The sequence below is a fragment of the Thalassospira lohafexi genome (genome assembly GCF_002844275.1).
GTDB lineage: Bacteria > Pseudomonadota > Alphaproteobacteria > Rhodospirillales > Thalassospiraceae > Thalassospira > Thalassospira lohafexi.
Genome location: NZ_NXGX01000004.1, coordinates 598,384 through 617,068, shown reverse-complemented (window position 1 = coordinate 617,068; position 18,685 = coordinate 598,384). Strand labels below are relative to the sequence as shown.

Here is an 18,685-nt window from a genome sequence, read left to right as displayed (position 1 = left end):
CCCACCCCCTTAAACTGTCAAACACCTTTTTGTAAAAAAGGGACAGAAATGCCCTTACGCAAAATTTTTGCGCGAAGACACATATAGGTTTCACTTTTATGACCCGCAAGAGGGGTCATCTTAAGAAGTTTTGTCCCAACCCGATTGTAACCATATTCTTTTGGGCGTTTAAAGGGCTAAGATGTTCGCGCAACACCGTTAAATGTTGAGAATCAGGTTACGCCAAAAGATCAAAACAGATCAAAAATACCCAAAATTCCATCATGAGGCCCCATGCCCCACAGCAAAAACAACACTGATTCGCTCCAGTCAAACGCCCTGCCCGGCCAAAGTACTCCGATTGAGGTGATTGATATGCATACCGGCGGCGAGCCGTTGCGGATTATCACATCGGGATACCCCGCCATTCCGGGCGACGACATTCTGGCCAAGCGGCGTTATGCCCGCGACCATCTTGATCATTTGCGCCGTTTTTTGATGTTTGAACCGCGCGGGCATGCCGACATGTATGGTGCGATACTGGTTGAACCGAGCCTGCCGGATGCAGATATGGCCGTGCTGTTCATTCATAATGAAGGCTATTCGACCATGTGCGGGCACGCGATCATCGCCCTTGGCCGCTATGCGGTTGATTATGGCCTGGTCAAAGTGGTCGAGCCGGTCACGCACGTGAATATCGAATGCCCGTGTGGCATGGTTCGGACCGAGGTCGAAGTCACCAACGGACAAAGCCGCAAGGTGCGGTTTTCATCCGTGCCCTCCTTTATGTTTGCCCGAGATCTTGCCCTGACCTTGGAAGATGGACGCAGCTTTAAAACCGACATCGGGTATGGCGGTGCGTTTTACGCCATTCTTGATTCCGGGCAATTTGGCCTGCCGATCAGCTCATCGGTCACAAACAAGCTGACGCAGCTTGCTGAGAAAGTATGTTTGGCGGTGAGGAAAGCCATCCCGCTTTCCCACCCCGATCATGATGATCTGGCGTTTTTGTATGGCGCGATCTTAACCGATGGCAAAGACACGTTTGGCGACACACCGACGCGCAATATATGTGTGTTTGCCGACAGTCAGGTTGACCGCAGCCCGACCGGATCGGGTGTCAGTGCCCGACTTGCCATTCAACACGGCAAGGGCCTGATCCAAACCGGCCAGTCGCGCCGGTTCGAAAGCATTGTCGGATCGGGTTTTGAGGGGGCGGTCACCAGCACAACCACCTGCGGGCCGCACGCGGCTGTCATCGCCTCGGTCAAGGGGTTGGCCCATTATAGTGGCAAGGCCAGTTTCTGGTTTGAAGACAATGATGATGTCGGACGGGGGTTTATGCTGCGCTAACGCTGGGCGGTTTGGGCCACCGCTGTCTTTAAACACCGCCTCGCCGTCCCTACTGACGGGCGTTGCGCAGGCAATCCATCAGGCTGTTGGCGGAATTTTCAATATGGTCGGCCAGAAGTCCCACCGCCTCGTCAACGTTGCCGGCTTTACAGGCTTCGAAAATCTGATGGTGTTCGCGCTCCGCCCGATCGGTTTCCCCCGAAAGGGCGAGTTGCGCCTGTGCAAAGCGGACCGTGTTGTTGCCAATCATGCGGATGATTTCAAGCGTCTTGGGCCGGTTTGACGCCCGATACAGCCGGTCATGGAATTCGCGGTTAAGCTCCCCCCATTTCGACACATCGCCAGACCGGAAAGCTTCGTCATAGACCATCAGGATATCTTCGACCGACTTTAAATCCGTCGGTGTCATGCGCGGAATGGCATGACGGAGCAATTCGCATTCGAGCAATTTGCGGACTTCAAACAATTCTTCGATTTCATCAAGCGACAGCTGGGCGACAATCGCCCCCTTATGGGGCTGAAACGAGACCAATCCTTCGGCGTCAAGGCGCTGAAGCGCTTCGCGAACCGGAATGCGCGACACATTATATTCACCGGCGATCGCATCCTGACGCAACTGGAAGCCCGCAGGGAAATCACCCGATAAAATGCGGGCCCTGAGGTCTTCGGTAACCTGATCGGTAATGGTGCGGCGGGTAAATCGCGGTGATGCGGTCATTTCAGCTCTTTTATAATGGGTCCCGGTTTCTTGGCATCCGGGGTAACGATCTGTCCAGTTAGACTGGCATATCCATGATTAGTCATAACCATGCACCCGCCAAGTCGCAATACAATTGCATACTGTATAATCAGGGACCCATCGCGCAAATACAACGAAGGGAGCATAAAGCCCCCTTCGGTCGGTTAGTTTACGACAAAACCATGTTTGTAGGGATCACGGTCATCAATAAAGATCGTGTTATACCCGTGCTTACGCGCCCAGCCTTCGATACCGGGCACCACCGCGTCATACGCGCCGACTTTGGTGTGCTCGACCACGCTGACCCTGAATTGTGATCCAATGATACTTTCATGGACCAACTCATGGGCCGGGTCCCATTGTCCCTTGGCCACGAGCTGTGCCAGACGGGCCGACGACCCGGTGCCACAGGGCGACCGATCAATGCCCTTATCACCGTAAAACACCGCATTGCGATGCGTGCTGTCAGGCTGGGTCGGTTTGCCGGTCCATTGGATATGCGACAGGCCCTTGATGTCGGGATAGAGCGGGTGGATAAAGTCGTTTTGCTCATTCAAACGGCGGCGGAGTTCCGGGCTGATGCGTTGCAAATCACCGGCCGTGAAATCCGATACATCCCGGTAGTTTTCTTGCGGCTCGACAATCGCATAGAAATTCCCGCCATAGGCCACATCAACCGTGATCGGACCAAGATCGGGACAGTCAACGGCAATATCGGTTTTATACAGGAACGACGGCACGTTGGTCAGCTTGACCGATTCGACGTATTCACCGACCTGATTATACTCGGCAATCACAAGCCCGGCCGGGGTTTCAAGTCGCAAGCGCCCCGGTGTTTTGGGCTTCACCAGGCCTTCTTCAATCGCCATGGTCACCGTCCCGATGGTGCCATGGCCGCACATCGGAAGGCAGCCCGACGTTTCAATAAACAGTACTGCAACATCATAATCATCGGACGTCGGATCATAGAGGATTGATCCCGACATCACGTCATGACCGCGCGGCTCAAACATCAGGCCGGTGCGGATCCAGTCATATTCGGCCAGAAAATGCGCCCGCTTTTCAAGCATGGTCGCACCGTGAAGTTTGGGTCCGCCGCCGGCAACCAGACGCACCGGGTTGCCGCAGGTATGACCATCAATACAAAAGAAACTGTCTTTCGCCATGGGTGGGGCCTTCTAGAAACGATTGATACGATAGGGCGTCATGTTGATCGGGGTTTCTTCCCCACTCATAAGATCAGAAATCAGACGTCCGGTGGTTGCCCCCATGGTCAGGCCAAGGTGCCCGTGCCCAAAGGCGAAAAAGACGTTCTGATGATTGGGGCTTTTGGAAATGACCGGTTTTGAATCGGGCATCGATGGACGAAAGCCCATCCATTCCGTGCCGCCATCACCATTCAGCTTGGGCAGGACTTCCTTACCCTTGGCAAACAGTGCCTTGGCCCGATCATAATTGGGAGCCGCAGTCAGACCGCCAAGTTCGACCGCACCGCCAACGCGAATGCCCATTTCCATCGGGGTCATGACGAAACTGTCATCGGCACAAATCACCATGCGCGACAGTTTGGCATCGTGATAAGGCACCGTGGTGTTATAGCCCCGTTCGGTATCAAGCGGTACTGGCGAGCCCAGACGTTTGGCGAGCGTTTTAGACCATGCACCACAGGCAACCACCACCGTGTCAAAGGTGATCTGGTCGCCCGATGTGGTCATTGCCGCACGTGGTTTGCCATCGCGATAGACAAAGTCCGTGACTTCGGCGGTTTCAAATTTACCCCCCTGATCGAGGAAGCATTTATATAGCCCCATCACGATCTTATAGGGGTCAAGCACTCTGCCCCAGTCTTCTTCCATCACGCCGCATGAAAAGATCGGTGCCAGATCGGGTTCGAGGTCGCGCACCTCAGCACGGGTAAGATCGCGGATTTTAATGCCGTTCCGCCGACGAAGGTCACTTGCATAATCATCTTTGCGGCGCGAGGCATCGCTGCGATAGACAGCCATCGCCCCCTCTTTTTTAAAGACGGCATCGGCAAGGCCAGCCTTGGCAATCACGGGATCGTAGTCATCCCATGCGCGGTTAAGGAGTGCGGCCAGTTCGGTTGCGATCTGCTCAACCCGGGATTTGGAGCTTGCAGCCAGGAAACGTAACAGCCATGGCAACATCTTTGGCAAATAGCCCCAGCGCACCGAAAGCGGGCCGAGCGGATCCATCAGCCAACCGGGCACGTTCATCAGCGTTCCGGGCATTGCAATCGGCGCACATTCGGTTACCGCAATCCCACCGGCATTGCCAAAGGACGCCCCCATTCCCGGCTCACCACGGTCCAGAATGGTCACATCATAACCCTTATCCTGAAGGGCGAGTGCGACATTCACGCCGATAATCCCGGCACCAATCACGACGGCCTTTTGACCAGATGCATTCGGGGTTTTGGATTTTGAGGGCGATTGGGGCATTTGGGGGCCTCGTCAAATATGGTGCGTGTCGTTTCTGGAATTTAACTGCCGACAAGATGGCAGGAAACTCCCCCGCGAGATGTCACGAGGGAGCTTACTGTTTCATCATTCGCAATCGAAATGCAATCGGTTGATGCCACAACCGGCTGCATTTTAGGTCGTGCCTAGAGGCTTGGACGGGTATCGATTGCCTTCTGGATTTCCGCCTTGATCGTTTCAAGCTCTTTGCCAACCAGCGGAAGACGCGGGGCGCGCACGTGCGCCTTGCCCACACCGGTCATTTCCTGTGCCAGTTTAATGTACTGAACCAGTTTGGCATGCACATCCATGTGCAGAACCGGGGTGAACCAGCGGTAAATCGGAAGGGCTTCTTTGTATTTACCTTCAGACAGCAGTTTCCACAGCGCGACTGATTCTTTTGGGAAGGCATCAGTAAAGCCGGAAATCCAGCCAACAGCGCCAAGCACCTGCGTTTCCATGACAAGGTCGTCCATACCACAGAACAGAACGAAGCGATCACCACAGGCATTGTAAATGTCGGTGATACGGCGCGGATCGCCGGAACTTTCCTTGATCGCGACCAGATTTTTAACATCGGCCAGCTGATTGAATTCTTCTGGTTTGATGTCGATGCGATAGGCACCCGGATTGTTGTAAATCATGATCGGAAGCTTGGTAGCGCCCGCAACGGTGCGGAAATGTTCGATGTTTTCGCGCGGATCAGCGGTGTAAACCATGCCCGGCAGCAGCATCAGGCCATCAGCGCCAAGCTCTTCGCAAGCCTGAACATAACGGATCGCAGCCTGGGTCGAGTTTTCAGCAACACCGGACAGAACCGGAATACGCCCCTTGGTGACTTCGACAGCAAGTTTGAGGACGGCAATTTTTTCGTCCGGCTCAAGGGCGGTGTTTTCACCGACCGAGCCCAGCATCACCAGACCATCGACGCCCGCGGTGATCAGGGCTTCGATCTGTTCGGCGGTCATGTCGAAATCGATTGAGCCGTCTTTGTTCATCTGTGTGGCAACGGCGGGGAAAACGCCAGTCCAGTTTACCTGCATGGGAAAGTAACCTCCTGATACAGCGCGACCCGTTTTGGCGCGCGCATTACACATTCAACCCCCATATTCACGAGAGCATGTTCAATTCATGTATATTGTATACAAAATATACATCGGGGATGCAAAGAGATTTTTGACCAAAAAGAAAAGGCCCCGCGAACGGAGCCTTTAAATCTACAACACCAACGGAGGAGATATCTCATTTTACGTTTTCTGTGGTCCAAATCGTACAGCATGGACGTGATCAACGGGTGCCGTCCCGGTCACGAAGGCAAGCGTTTTGGCAATGATCACCTGATCACAGAGTTCGCGTTCGACCAGGCCCCGGGCTGCTGCGCCATAAGCATGACGGGTTGCATCATCCTCCATCAGTTTTTCGATGGCATCGGCAAGCGCATTTGCATCGCGCAAGGGCACAAGAAGACCATTTTCCTGATGGGAGACAATTTCGCGACATCCGGGCACATCGGTTGACACCATGGCAAGCCCCGAGGAAGCGGCTTCTAACAATGATTTGGGCAGGCCTTCGCGCCATGACGGCAAAACGGCCAGATCAGCAGAACGCAGCAAGTGCGCAATGTCGCTTCGTTTGCCAAGCCATTCGATCAGTCCGTCTTGCTGCCATTTCACCAGATCGCTTTCCGATGCACTGTCAGGATTGGCAGGATCGGCATCACCGACCAAAAGGAAACGATAGGTTCGATTGCGCGATTTAAGAATGCGGGCGGCCTCGATCAGCTCAGCAAGCCCCTTTGACCACAGCATTCTAGCGACAAATATCGCAGTTTTGGGGCCGTCCGATGATGTGGTTCTCGGTGCAAAGGCAGAAATATCCACCCCTGACCCACGGATCAGCGCCAGTCGGCTTTCCCGAAAACCAAGGTCAGACATAAGCGCATGATCATCGCGGTTCTGCACGATCACGTTGATGGACGGGCACCGGGCATACACCCGCAAAACCAGCGACACAATATGTCGAACAACGCGGGCATTGACACCGCCAGACACAAACAGGAAGCCAAGCCCGGTTATCATATTAACTGATCGCTTTGCCCCCACCAATAGACCGGCAAAGGCAGAAAGAACAACACACTGTATCGCGACATTGACGATGACGTCGGGCTGTTCGCGCCGGATCAGACAGGCCAGCGACTTTACCGTTTTAAGTGACTTGAGCGGGCTTAAGCCGCCGCGCGCAATCGGTACATCAACGACGCGAAAGCCTTCGCTGCGCAACGCGTCCGCAGCATCACCCACATTGCAGGCAACAACGACGTCGTCCCCACGCACCAAGGCCGCACGACCAAGTCCGATGCGATGGGATACGAAAGACCAATCCTCGGCACAGACGATCATGGTTTTGCGTCTAAGCAGTGTTTGACGACCTCCGAGAGCAGGTTTTCCTAAAAGCAGCCACTCTCGCCGCAAGAATGCCAAAGAAATGCCCAGCATGAACACACCAAACCACCACGACGTCCAGAATGAGTAGTTAAACAGTCCGGCGAACCAATAGGCTGCCAACATAGCAAGCGGCAGGGCAGAAACCTTGCCACCATTGCGCAAAACGTCGACGAAAGCCGTAACGGCGCAGCATGCAACCATTGGAACCATTACGAGCAAACCGATGATCCCAACCTCAAGCCAGATCTCCATAAACCAACTGTGAGGGTGGCCAGGTAAAACAGATTGGGTTGAGCTACCTGCGAGTTCATTTGCACCCGGAACCCATGGGGAAGCGTTGATTCCATAGCCAATCAAAGGATGATCAAAAACATGGCTATAGGTAAACTGCCAAATCATTTGACGATGAACATCAACAAGCCATGTAGGTAAATATGGTACGAACCCTCTGAGATCACTCATATTGCCAGTAACCTCACCGAGCCATAGCAACACCCCGACAATCGCGACCGCAATCCCTGCAAAAACAGCAACTTTAATGAACCGCGACTTGATCAAGAAGACTAAACAAATGCCCATAGCACAGCCTGCCGCCAGAATTGCGGCCACATTAGCCCGCCCTTGAGAAACCTCCAATATTGGTAGAATTGCTATTGCTGCGATGACAGATACATATTTCCGGACACCTTTTCGGTCGAAAGCATCCGCGACAAGCATCATTGCGCCAAAGATAAGAAAACTACCGACAGGCTTAAGACGGCGCGTAATATCAAAGTTAAAATTAGGCTCGCGCAAAGCCTTTAGAGAAAGTAACTCCGGGTGAACCACTATAGAAAACACGCAAAAGATAATCAAAGCCCACGTCGCAAGAATGCATGAATCCCAAGCAATGCGTGCTTTAAGCTGTATCAATCGCATCAGATACCAAATGCCTGATAGCATCGAGAATCTTGCAACCCACGTTTCGATGGACTTTGACGGGACAACCGACCCGATTGCTGAAATCAAGAAGACAATCAAGGTGGCTACAATCAGCAACCCTAACGGCCCCATGAAATCATTCCGCATTTTACGCCATGCAGCACCATGGTCGGCAGATACGATAGCGAGAAGCAAGGATAAGCCGAGCCCGACCCCCAGCGCAGCGCGACCAAAGAAAAACAGCGGCGCAGAAATGCCAAACAAGATTGCGGCGAGGCTAAGCATCGTATCGCGCCAATGCCGCGCCGGGACAGGTTGTTGCATCGTGAATGGTTCCAAAATGAAGTCTGCCGTCTTGCTAAACCGCTGCCGGGTCGGCGTCAATCACGGATCGACGCCACCATGATGCATGTGGTTTAATCAGTCCAATAACATTCAACCTTTTGACGTTAAGGCACAGCATGACGGTGATGAAAGCCCTGTTACGGTTTCCCGGTGAACGGAAGATCATGCTTGCCGACTGCCCGATACCCTCATTGAAGCCCCATTCCGTTCTGGTGCGAACATCCGCGACCGTCATAAGCCCCGGTACGGAATTTAACCAAGTCAAGCAAACCACTGCATCCCTGATGGCCAAGGCATGGCAGCGCCCGGACCTTGTTGCCCTGACACTTAAATCATTGCGATCAGATGGCGCGCGCCAAACTTTTGATCGCGTTCAAAACCGCCTTGGTCGGCCGTTACCAATGGGATACTGCGGCGCGGGTGTTGTGCATGCCGTCGCAGATGGCATCGCCGACCTTGCATGCGAGCAGCGGGTTGCCATTGGCGGCATGGATTATGCTAACCATGCCGAGTGGAATGTGGTGCCCAAAAACTTCGCCTGCCCTGTCCCCGATGAGGTCAGCGACCAAAAGGCCGCTTTTACTACCCTGTATGCCCTTGCCCTGCATGCCCTCCGACAAGGGGGAACCGGGATTGGCGACCAGATTGCTGTTTTGGGTGCCGGGCTGATTGGTCAATTGGTTGCTCAAACCGCATTGGCCGCAGGTGCGCGTACTTCCGTCATTGAGCCAAATCTCATACGCCGTAAAACGGCAAAAACAATCGGTGCGACCGGCACATATCACGCGGCCCAAGACGCACCGGGCGATCAATTTGACACGGTGTATATCTGTGCCCCGGCACAGGGCAACCATACACTGATTGATGACGCCGCACGGCTGTGCCGGGATCGCGGAACTATTGTCTGTGTCGGGGATGTTGCCCCGCATGGCACACGCGATATTCTGTATGTTAAGGAAATCGATCTGCGTCAGGTGAGATCCTATGGACCGGGGCGCTATGATCCGGCCTATGAAGAAGCTGGTCAGGACTACCCCGAAGGACATGTGCGCTGGACTGTGAACCGGTACATGAAAGCCGCCCTTGATCTGATGGCCGATGGCAGGCTTGATCCCCTGCCCCTGATCACCCATGACATTATGTTCGATGCAATTGCCGATCACTTCACGCGAGGCGCTGACGCTGATGATCTGGCGACTGTCGTGCATTTTGCACATAGTGAGATAGTGCAAGACAATGAAAACGATTTCCGTTTGACACCCTCGTCAGGTTCTTTGCCCTGTAATGAGCCTGCTAGGGATAGGTCCGTTTCACTCGGGTTGATCGGGACGGGGAATTATCTGGGGGGCAGTTTGCTGCCACTTTTACGTAAACATACCCGGATTGATGTTCTGGCTTGCGCATCCCAAAGCGGGCTTTCGGCGTTGGCTGCGGCACGTAAATTTCGCGCGGCAAAACCTTGTTCCGACGTCACGGACATCATGGATAATTTCGAAATTAACAGCGTGATCATCGCCACCCGCCATGACAGTCATGCGACGTTGGCCGATGCGGCACTTACGGCGGGGAAACATGTCTGGCTGGAAAAGCCGATTGCAATCACACACGATGATCTGGAACGCCTACGCGCGCGCACAGCCAACCAAAAATCGGTTTTCATGATTGGCCATAACCGGCGTTACGCAGCGATGAGCCAGAAATTGCGCAAATTGCTGCCGGGCGACGCAAAGCAATTTCACTACCGGGTCCGGTTCAAACCATTATCTCTCGATCATTGGCTGAACCGCCCCGATCAAGGCGGGCGCGCCATTGGCGAGATCAGCCATTTTATTGATCTTATGACCTATCTGTCCGGTGCGAAAATCAGTGACATCGCCTGTAACTGGCGGGACCGGAAAAGGGGCGATAGCATCTGGCGTGTACTGTTCTCGGACGGGTCGGTGGGCGAGGTCAGCTATTTGCACACAACGCGCAATGAGCCCAAGGAAATCCTTGAAATCGCGGCCCAGGATTTTGGTGCAACACTGCATGATTGGCGCAGACTGCAGGTCAATGGAAAGGTCGTGATGCGAAACTGGCGGGCACGTGGCAAGGGTCAGAAAAACGCGATAAATGCCTTTGTCACAGCCGTCGAAAACGGCTTACCCGGCCCGGACACACCATCACTGAATGATGAGATCAACCTGATGGAGCGCATACTGGCCGCTGCAAACACCTAAGGGCCTTACTGTGGCCCGGCATACAGGACCAACAGCGGCAAGGTCAGCATGCTGATGATGGTTGTGATCAGGATCGTTGTCGAAGACCGATCGACACAGACGTTATAATTGCCCGCCACAACCGCAACATTGGCCCCGGCCGGAAGGGCCGCAACCAGTGTCACGATGGTCAGCCACAGCGGCGGAAGATCGAAAACAAAATGCGCTACCGAAAACACCAGAACTGGCTGCACAAACATTTTCGCAACGGTGCACAGCAAACTTGCACTTAAATTCCCGCGTACCGACTGACCATAAAGTCCAGCCCCGACCAGCAACAGGGCAATCGTCGGTCCGGCTGTTCGGAACCGTTCCAGCGTGCCGTTGATCATTTCGGGGATCGGAAGATCAATCAGGGAGGCAAGAACCCCCATCACAATCGCAATAATAATCGGGTTTCGCATGACACGCACGACACTGCGCACGACCTTAGGCAGCCAATGTCCATCGCCACCGCGTGTACCCTCGACAATCAGGATCGTCAGGCCAAGAAGGGTCAGCGGATGGATCGACAAAACGATTAACAGCGGCACCAATCCTTCTTCGCCGTACACCGCCTGAACCAGCGGGATTCCCAGAAGAACAATGTTGGAAAATACCCCGCCCATCGCCGTCACGGCCGCTTCGTCTGTTTTGGCTTTAAGCCAGACACGTGCGGCCATAAACACCAGCGCAAAGTTCAAAAGCACACCGGAATAATAGCTTCCCCACAGGCGCAAATCGAAATGCGCACTGATGTCTGATTGCGACAGGGTCTGAAACAGCATGGCCGGGATAAAGACATTCATCGCAATTTTGGCAAGGAACGGAATGCCTTCGCGCGAGATAATCTTGACGTGGGTCAAAAGAAACCCACCAAGGATCGTCAGAAACACAGGTCCGACTTTTCCGACGATCAGATCAAGCATAGTTCCCCCGGCATTATCACTGCACTGCTTATGATGAACGGGCCCCACCCCGCAAAAAGAAAGGACGGTGCCAACGACACCGTCCAGAAATAGTACAAAGCATTTCGGATACTTACCAGCCTTACGACACAAAAGCCGGACAAGGCAGCCATGCGCATTAGCCGTTCTGGTCTGTTTGCACCCGACCGACCGCATTTTTCCACCCGGCCAGCAAGTCTTCGCGGCGGCGTGGCTCAATGGCCGGGGTGTACCGGGCATCCATCTGCCAATTTTGTGCAATATGATCAAGATCGCGGTAAATACCGGCCTGCAACCCGGCCAGATATGCCGCCCCAAGGGCCGTTGTTTCGGTGACTTTAGGGCGTTCAACATCAATGCCCAGAACGTCCGAAAGCATCTGACACATCCAGTCATTGTTGACCATGCCGCCATCCACCCGCACGGCTTTTGGTGAAACACCATCAGCCGCCATGGCTTCAAACAGATCAAATGTCTGGTAACAGACACTTTCAAGCGCGGCGCGAACAAACTCACGTGGGCCAGTATCACGCGTCAGCCCGAAAATGGCCCCACGTGCATCTGGATCCCAGTAGGGTGCGCCAAGTCCGGTAAAGGCCGGCACCAGATATACGCCGTGATTGCCATCGAGCGACTTGGCCAAGCCTTCGGTCTCAGCCGCCGATTTGATAATGCCCAAACCATCGCGCAACCACTGCACCGCCGCCCCGGCAACGAAAATGGCGCCTTCGATGGCGTAACTGGTTTTCCCATTCAGGCGATAGCCGACCGTGGTCAACAAACGATGCTGGGATGTCACCGCCTCATCGCCGGTGTTGAGGATCACGAAACAGCCAGTGCCATAGGTGCTTTTGATATCGCCCGGTTCAAAGCAGCATTGCCCGAATGCGGCGGCCTGCTGATCACCCGCCATGCCAAGAACCGGGATTTCACGGCAAAACAGATCGGCATCCACCATGCCAAAATCGGCAGCACAATCGCGCACATCAGGCAGCATATTGCGCGGTACGCGGAAGATGTCACACAAATGATCATCCCAGTCGTTTTCGCGAATATTAAAAAGATTGGTCCGTGCCGCATTGGTGGCGTCGGTCGCATGGGATTTCCCGCCGGTCAACCGCCACAGCAGGAAACTATCCACCGTGCCAAAGGCCAGATCGCCCTGTTCGGCACGGGCACGCGCACCTGATACATGATCAAGAATCCACGCAACCTTGGTGGCGGAAAAATACGGATCAATCAAAAGACCCGAGCGCGCATTGACCTCGCCTTCAAGTTTTGGATCGGATTTTTTCAAATCATGGCACAGGGACGCGGTGCGTCGGTCCTGCCAGACAATCGCGTTATAAACCGGCTTGCCGGTTTTACGATCCCAGACCACGGTGGTTTCGCGCTGATTGGTGATCCCGATGGCGGCGACCTGTTGAATATCAACCCGCGCAAGCGCTTCTTTACAGACGGCGACCACCGTATCCCACAAATCTTCCGGGTCATGTTCTACCCAGCCATTATTGGGGAAATGTTGCGGGAATTCCTGCTGTGCGACAGAAACGGAATGGCCGCTTTCATCAAAGACAATCGCCCGTGAGCTTGTCGTTCCCTGATCAATGGCCAGAATATAACGCGTGTCGGTCATGTTTGTTTTCCTCCCGAGCCGGCAGTTTTCCTACCGTATTCTCCTTGCATGAAATCATGCATTTCGGCCCGCCTAACAAACGTGACCGATGATTTTGTGCCCCTATTTAGGAAAAGTTTCGCACAAAAAACAATTCGTTTTCGAAAATTTTTTCACTTTTCCTCGCCAATGCCCTGTTTTCACCTCTCTTTCACCGCCTCTCCCCCCAGCAGAAAGTGCCGCATAATCCCGGCACAGAGATTGCAGCAAATATTCGAAGTATGAATTTAAACCGGCATCTTTTTCCCATGGAGGGCTCTTATGGGATTGTATGACACGTTGATGAATGTCACCAACACCGCCTATAGCGCCAAAAACGCTGTTGAGCAGGCACGGACGATTGCATCAAACAGCCAGCCGCTTCCTGAGAAGAACAAGGAAGAAAATGCCGAGCTGGCCTATATCCGTGAACACGGCTTCACCACCTACGTCAAAGAAATCGAAGAACGCAAGATCGAAGAAATGCGCGCCAAGATGCTGCAAAGCATGGGACTGGATGAAGATGCGCTGGCCGAAATGGACGGTACCCAACGTCAGGCCATCGAAGAAGCCATATCCGATGCGATTGAGCAGAAGCTTAATGGCAATGCCGTTGCCAATGCGGAAATGAACACGCCGGAAAGTGAGAGCGAACGGCGCGACAAGATGCAGGCACAGATCGCCTTTAACCCGCGCATGTTTGATGTCTTTACCGAACTACAGTCGCAACTGCCCGCCGGATCATCGCAATCGATCCTTGGCGATGACAACAAGAACGCCAAAAACACAAAAGACGATCAGCTTATCTAAGGTCAGGACATATCATCCGGCCTTACCTGTCGATGAAAAAGGGGCGCTGCAACCAGCAGCGCCCCTTTTCGTGTAAGCGAGATTGATCTGGCGTTCTGCCAAAGATCACACGTTATTCGTCAACGCCGCCCATGCAGACGTATTTGACTTCGAGGTAATCCTCGATCCCGTATTTCGATCCTTCGCGGCCAACGCCAGACTGTTTGAAGCCGCCAAACGGGGCGACTTCGGTCGCCATGACGCCGACATTCACCCCGACCAGACCACTTTCAAGGCCCTCGGCCAGCTTCCAGATCCGCGAGATATCGCGTGAATAGAAGTAGGATGCGAGGCCGAACTCGGAATCATTGGCCATCTCAAGCACTTCATCGTCTGTGTGGAAGCGGATCAAGGGGGCCATCGGACCAAAGGTTTCCTCGCGGAAGACCGTCATCTCACGGTTGGCATCGGCAATCACGGTCGGCTGGAAGAACGATCCGCCTTTTTCATGACGCTTGCCACCGGTCAGGATACGCCCGCCTTTGGAGACCGCATCGGCAATCTGGCTTTCAACCTTCTGGATGGCCTTTTCGTTGATCAGCGGACCAATCACGGTGCCGTCTTCGAAGCCATCGCCAACCTGCATTTTCGCGACCTTGGCAGCGTATTTTTCGGCGAACTCGTCATAAACCGCGTCATGCACAAACAGACGGTTGGCACAGACGCAAGTCTGACCGGCATTGCGGTATTTCGATGCAATTGCGCCATCAACAGCGGCATCAATATCGGCATCTTCACAGACGATGAACGGCGCGTTCCCGCCAAGCTCAAGACTGATTTTCTTAACCGTATCAGCACATTGACGCATCAACAAACGGCCAACCGCGGTCGAGCCGGTAAAGGTCAGCTTGCGGACTTTGGCGTTCTCGGTCATTTCAGCACCGATTTCTACCGCATCACCGGTAACAATCGACAGCAACCCTTTGGGCAATCCGGCCCGTTCGGCCAGAACCGCCATGGCAAGGGCGGAATAAGGCGTTTCCATCGCCGGTTTAACCACCATCGCACAGCCAACAGCCAGTGCCGGGGCGGCTTTGCGCGTGATCATGGCGGTCGGGAAGTTCCACGGCGTGATGGCGGCACAAACACCCACCGGTTCTTTAAGAACCAGAACCCGGCGTCCTTCGGCAAAGGTCGGAATCACATCACCGTAAACGCGTTTGCCTTCTTCGGCGAACCACTGCAGGAACGATGAACCATAAGCGATCTCGCCCTTGGCTTCGGCGAACGGCTTGCCTTGTTCTGCCGTCATCAAGGTCGCCAGATCGTCCTGATTTTCCATCATCAGGTCGTACCATTTCATCAGAATGGCACCGCGTTCCTTGGCTGTCCGCTTTTTCCAAAGCTTCTGGGCCTTTTCGGCAACGTCAATCGCGTGCGCGACGGCGTCACGGCCAAGAACCGGAACCGTTCCAATCACGTCCCCGTTTGCCGGGTTGGTGACCTGTTCTGTTTTCCCATCTGGGGCGTCGACCCATTCCCCGCCGACGTAGGCCTGCTGGGTGAAGAGTGACGGGTCTTTAAGCGAAACCATTTTAGTGCCTCCGGTATTCTTCATTGGGAGTGACAAAATGCGATAGCCATCATCTAGTCTGCTCCGGTCAAGATGCCACATCTTCGCGAGATATTTATGGCTTGGCAATCGCAAACAGGGACAAACCCACGCTTTGCAACAAGATTGCACCCCATACGCCTGAAAGAGTTGGTTTTGGCAGAATGTGCGGCAAACACGGTCAAGGCGACCTGTTCCCGTCATGCACATATATCGCCACCGCACATCCCTGCCGGGTATTTAACACCGGCGCTGTTTTTTCATTTTCAACCGATTCCGATCACCAAACCGGGCATTCAGAAGCAACTTCGCCCCCCTTTCCCAAACCGCCGATATGCATCTAAATTCAAAATATCTTTCAATTACAATTTGTTACCGGTTATGAAATTCAGTTCACTATCGAAAATTTCAGTTCACCATAATTTTCGCTTGCAATTATTTTGGGTGGTTCGTAACGTCTATGACAACAAAGAACGACAGTTGAGAACATCTGTCACAAATAAGAGCACCAGGGAGGAAGCGGTTGCTCAGTTCAGAAACATACGACGTCGCCATCATTGGTGGCGGCATCAATGGCACAGGCATCGCACGGGACGCTGCGGGTCGTGGGCTTAAGGTCTTTTTGTGTGAAAAGAACGACCTTGCCAGCGCCACGTCATCGGCCAGTACAAAGCTGATCCATGGCGGCCTGCGCTATCTTGAGCATTACGAGTTCCGTCTGGTCCGCGAAGCGTTGATCGAACGTGAAGTTTTGCTGCGTGCAGCCCCGCACATCATTTGGCCACTGCGTTTTGTTCTGCCCCATGTCAAAGGCCTGCGTCCGGCATGGATGATCCGCCTTGGTCTGTTTTTGTATGACCATCTTGGCGGACGCGAAAAGCTTCCGGGCTCTGAAGGCATTAAACTTAAAAACCACCCGGCGGGTAAACCGCTGGTCGAGGGCATGAATAAGGCATTTGTTTATTCCGATTGCTGGGTACAGGACGCGCGTCTTGTAGTGCTCAACGCGATGTCGGCCCGCGATCTGGGTGCGGAAATCGAAACCCGTACGGAATGTGTTTCGGCCAAACGTGACGGTGATCTTTGGAAAGTGGTCATCCGCAATGAGGACGGCGAACGCACCATCCGTGCACGGTCTGTCGTCAATGCCGCGGGCCCATGGTGCGCCGAGCTTCTTGAAAACCGGGTTGAAGCCAAAAAGAAACAGGGCATTCGCATGGTTCAGGGCAGTCACATTGTCGTGCCCAAGCTGTTTGACCATGACTATTGCTATATCTTCCAGAACCCGGACGGCCGGATTGTCTTTGCCATCCCCTATGAACAGGACTTCACCCTGATCGGCACGACAGATCGTGATTACAAAGGTGACCCGGCCAAGGTCGCCATCAGCGCCGACGAAACCGACTATCTGTGTCAGCTGACAAACACCTATTTCGAAAAGAAAATCACACCTGACGATGTTGTCTGGGCCTATTCCGGTGTCCGTCCGCTGTATGGCGATGGCAGCGAAGACGCATCCCAGGTCACACGCGATTACGTTCTTGAAATCGACAAGGGTGATCGTGACGATAATGCTGCGCCGCTTCTAAACATCTATGGCGGCAAGATCACCACCTATCGCAGGCTGGCAGAATCCGCGATGAGCAAGATTTGCCCGCTTTTGGGGCACGATGACATCCGCTGGACAGCCGACAAACCCTTGCCGGGCGGTGACATGCCGAACGCGGATTTCGATGATTATTTCGCCGCGATGCACAAGAAGTTTTCATGGATTCCGAAACCACACATCTACCGTTACGTGCAAAACTACGGCACACTCACCAAGCTGATCATTGGCGGTGCGTCTGATCTGAAGGGGCTTGGTAAGCATTTCGGCGATGACGTATATGAATGTGAATTGCGGTATCTGGTTGATCGCGAATGGGCCCGAACGGTCGAGGATGTCTTGTGGCGTCGCTCAAAACTGGGCCTGCATCTTTCAGACCAAACACGTAATGCCATCACCCAATGGTTTGACACCGAACTGAAATCAAAAAACACCGTGAAAGCGGGCGAAGGAAACAGTGGAATATGACCCTTACGCTTGAAAACATCACCAAGACCGTGGGCGGGGAGACTCACATCGACGACGTGTCGATGACGCTGGAACCGGGGTCATTCAACGTCCTTCTGGGGCGGACTCTGGCCGGTAAAACGTCCCTGATGCGGATGATGGCCGGGCTTGAACCCCCAACCAGTGGCCGCATACTCGTCAATGATGCCGATGTGACCGGCATGGCAGTGCAGAAACGCAATGTCGCCATGGTCTATCAGCAGTTCATCAATTATCCGTCGATGAATGTGTATGACAACATTGCATCCCCTTTGAAATTACAAGGTGTGGATAAGGCTGAAATTGAAAAGCGTGTGCGCGAAACTGCCGAGTTGATGCACATCGAACATCTGCTGGATCGCCTGCCACAGGAATTGTCCGGTGGACAGCAGCAACGCACCGCGATGGCACGCGCCATGGTCAAGGATTGCACGTTGCTGTTGCTTGATGAGCCGCTGGTGAACCTTGATTACAAATTGCGCGAAGAACTGCGCGAAGAAATTCCCAATCTTTTGGCCAAGCGCGACACCATTGTTGTCTATGCCACGACCGAACCAATGGAAGCCCTTCTTCTGGGCGGCAAATGTGCCGTCATGCACGAAGGCCGCGTCACCCAGTTCGGGCCGACAACAGAGGTTTATCACAACCCGGCTTATGTCGAGACCGGCCTGATCTTTTCCGATCCGCCGATCAATCTGCTTAAGGCCGAGGTCCGCGACGGTGCGCTGTATCTTGCCAGCGGCCATCAGGTTTCGCTGTCGGGTCACTTGGCCGATCTTGGGAATGGCAACTACACCGTTGGTGTGCGCGCCAATCATTTGTCGGTCGAACAGGAAAACGCACAGTGCGTTGCCATGCAGGGTCAGGTTGAACTGGCCGAAATCACCGGTTCGGAAACCTTTGTTCATGTTCATTTCAACGATGTTTCGTGGGTGATTCAGGAAGAAGGTGTTCACAACCCGCGGCTTGGCGAAGCCACCACATTCTATCTCGATCCGAACCGTCTGTTTGCCTATGACGCCGATGATCGCCTTGTGGCAGCCCCGCCCAGTGAAATTCAAAACGGCAAGGCCGCCTGAGGTTGGAGAATTAA

Annotated in this window: 14 protein-coding genes; 6 read left to right on the top strand and 8 right to left on the bottom strand. The window is 53.8% G+C overall.

Annotated features, from left to right (window positions below; genetic code table 11):
- Positions 1-273: 273 nt before the first annotated feature.
- Entirely contained in the window at positions 274-1,332 is a 1,059-nt protein-coding gene (locus tag COO92_RS12585) for a proline racemase family protein (protein WP_240626423.1), read from the top strand.
- A gap of 49 nt (positions 1,333-1,381) precedes the next feature.
- Here COO92_RS12585 and COO92_RS12580 read toward each other — a convergent pair whose 3' ends face one another.
- From COO92_RS12580 to COO92_RS12560, 5 genes are all read right to left on the bottom strand, one after another.
- Positions 1,382-2,050 (bottom strand): GntR family transcriptional regulator, encoded by a 669-nt coding sequence (locus COO92_RS12580; protein ID WP_101302549.1) that lies wholly within the window; start codon positions 2,048-2,050, stop codon positions 1,382-1,384.
- A gap of 185 nt (positions 2,051-2,235) precedes the next feature.
- Entirely contained in the window at positions 2,236-3,237 is a 1,002-nt protein-coding gene (locus tag COO92_RS12575) for a 4-hydroxyproline epimerase (RefSeq protein ID WP_101302548.1), read from the bottom strand.
- A 12-nt stretch (positions 3,238-3,249) separates the two neighbouring features.
- Positions 3,250-4,533: an NAD(P)/FAD-dependent oxidoreductase gene (locus COO92_RS12570; protein ID WP_101302546.1), complete on the bottom strand. Its 1,284-nt coding sequence runs from the start codon at positions 4,531-4,533 to the stop codon at positions 3,250-3,252.
- Between the two features lie 164 nt (positions 4,534-4,697).
- Entirely contained in the window at positions 4,698-5,594 is an 897-nt protein-coding gene (locus COO92_RS12565) for a dihydrodipicolinate synthase family protein (protein ID WP_101302544.1), read from the bottom strand.
- A gap of 204 nt (positions 5,595-5,798) precedes the next feature.
- The gene (locus COO92_RS12560; protein WP_276307565.1) at positions 5,799-7,712 is read right to left on the bottom strand and encodes a glycosyltransferase; all 1,914 of its coding nucleotides are present in this window, start codon (positions 7,710-7,712) and stop codon (positions 5,799-5,801) included.
- A gap of 211 nt (positions 7,713-7,923) precedes the next feature.
- Between COO92_RS12560 and COO92_RS22085 the strand changes: the two genes are divergently transcribed.
- Both COO92_RS22085 and COO92_RS12555 read left to right on the top strand, forming a co-directional pair.
- Positions 7,924-8,322 (top strand): hypothetical protein, encoded by a 399-nt coding sequence (locus COO92_RS22085; protein ID WP_165792345.1) that lies wholly within the window; start codon positions 7,924-7,926, stop codon positions 8,320-8,322.
- Between the two features lie 64 nt (positions 8,323-8,386).
- Complete coding sequence (locus COO92_RS12555) at positions 8,387-10,480, top strand: bi-domain-containing oxidoreductase (RefSeq protein WP_165792344.1); 2,094 nt, start codon at positions 8,387-8,389, stop codon at positions 10,478-10,480.
- A gap of 5 nt (positions 10,481-10,485) precedes the next feature.
- On the opposite strand, the gene COO92_RS12550 is transcribed toward COO92_RS12555, so the two are convergent.
- Positions 10,486-11,427 (bottom strand): AEC family transporter, encoded by a 942-nt coding sequence (locus COO92_RS12550; RefSeq protein ID WP_101302538.1) that lies wholly within the window; start codon positions 11,425-11,427, stop codon positions 10,486-10,488.
- 157 nt (positions 11,428-11,584) lie between these two features.
- Positions 11,585-13,081 (bottom strand): glycerol kinase GlpK, encoded by a 1,497-nt coding sequence (gene glpK / locus COO92_RS12545; RefSeq protein ID WP_101302536.1) that lies wholly within the window; start codon positions 13,079-13,081, stop codon positions 11,585-11,587.
- A 300-nt stretch (positions 13,082-13,381) separates the two neighbouring features.
- On the opposite strand from glpK, the gene COO92_RS12540 reads away from it, so the two are divergent.
- Positions 13,382-13,909, top strand: a complete 528-nt coding sequence (locus COO92_RS12540; RefSeq protein WP_101302534.1) for a hypothetical protein — start codon at positions 13,382-13,384, stop codon at positions 13,907-13,909.
- A gap of 112 nt (positions 13,910-14,021) precedes the next feature.
- On the opposite strand, the gene COO92_RS12535 is transcribed toward COO92_RS12540, so the two are convergent.
- A complete protein-coding gene (locus COO92_RS12535) occupies positions 14,022-15,482 on the bottom strand; it encodes an NAD-dependent succinate-semialdehyde dehydrogenase (RefSeq protein WP_101302532.1) in 1,461 nt (486 codons plus the stop codon).
- Between the two features lie 541 nt (positions 15,483-16,023).
- On the opposite strand from COO92_RS12535, the gene glpD reads away from it, so the two are divergent.
- Both glpD and COO92_RS12525 read left to right on the top strand, forming a co-directional pair.
- Positions 16,024-17,574 (top strand): glycerol-3-phosphate dehydrogenase, encoded by a 1,551-nt coding sequence (gene glpD, locus COO92_RS12530; protein WP_101302531.1) that lies wholly within the window; start codon positions 16,024-16,026, stop codon positions 17,572-17,574.
- The gene (locus COO92_RS12525; RefSeq protein WP_101302529.1) at positions 17,571-18,671 is read left to right on the top strand and encodes an ABC transporter ATP-binding protein; all 1,101 of its coding nucleotides are present in this window, start codon (positions 17,571-17,573) and stop codon (positions 18,669-18,671) included. Before glpD ends, COO92_RS12525 begins: the two co-directional genes overlap by 4 nt.
- Positions 18,672-18,685 lie beyond the last annotated feature (14 nt).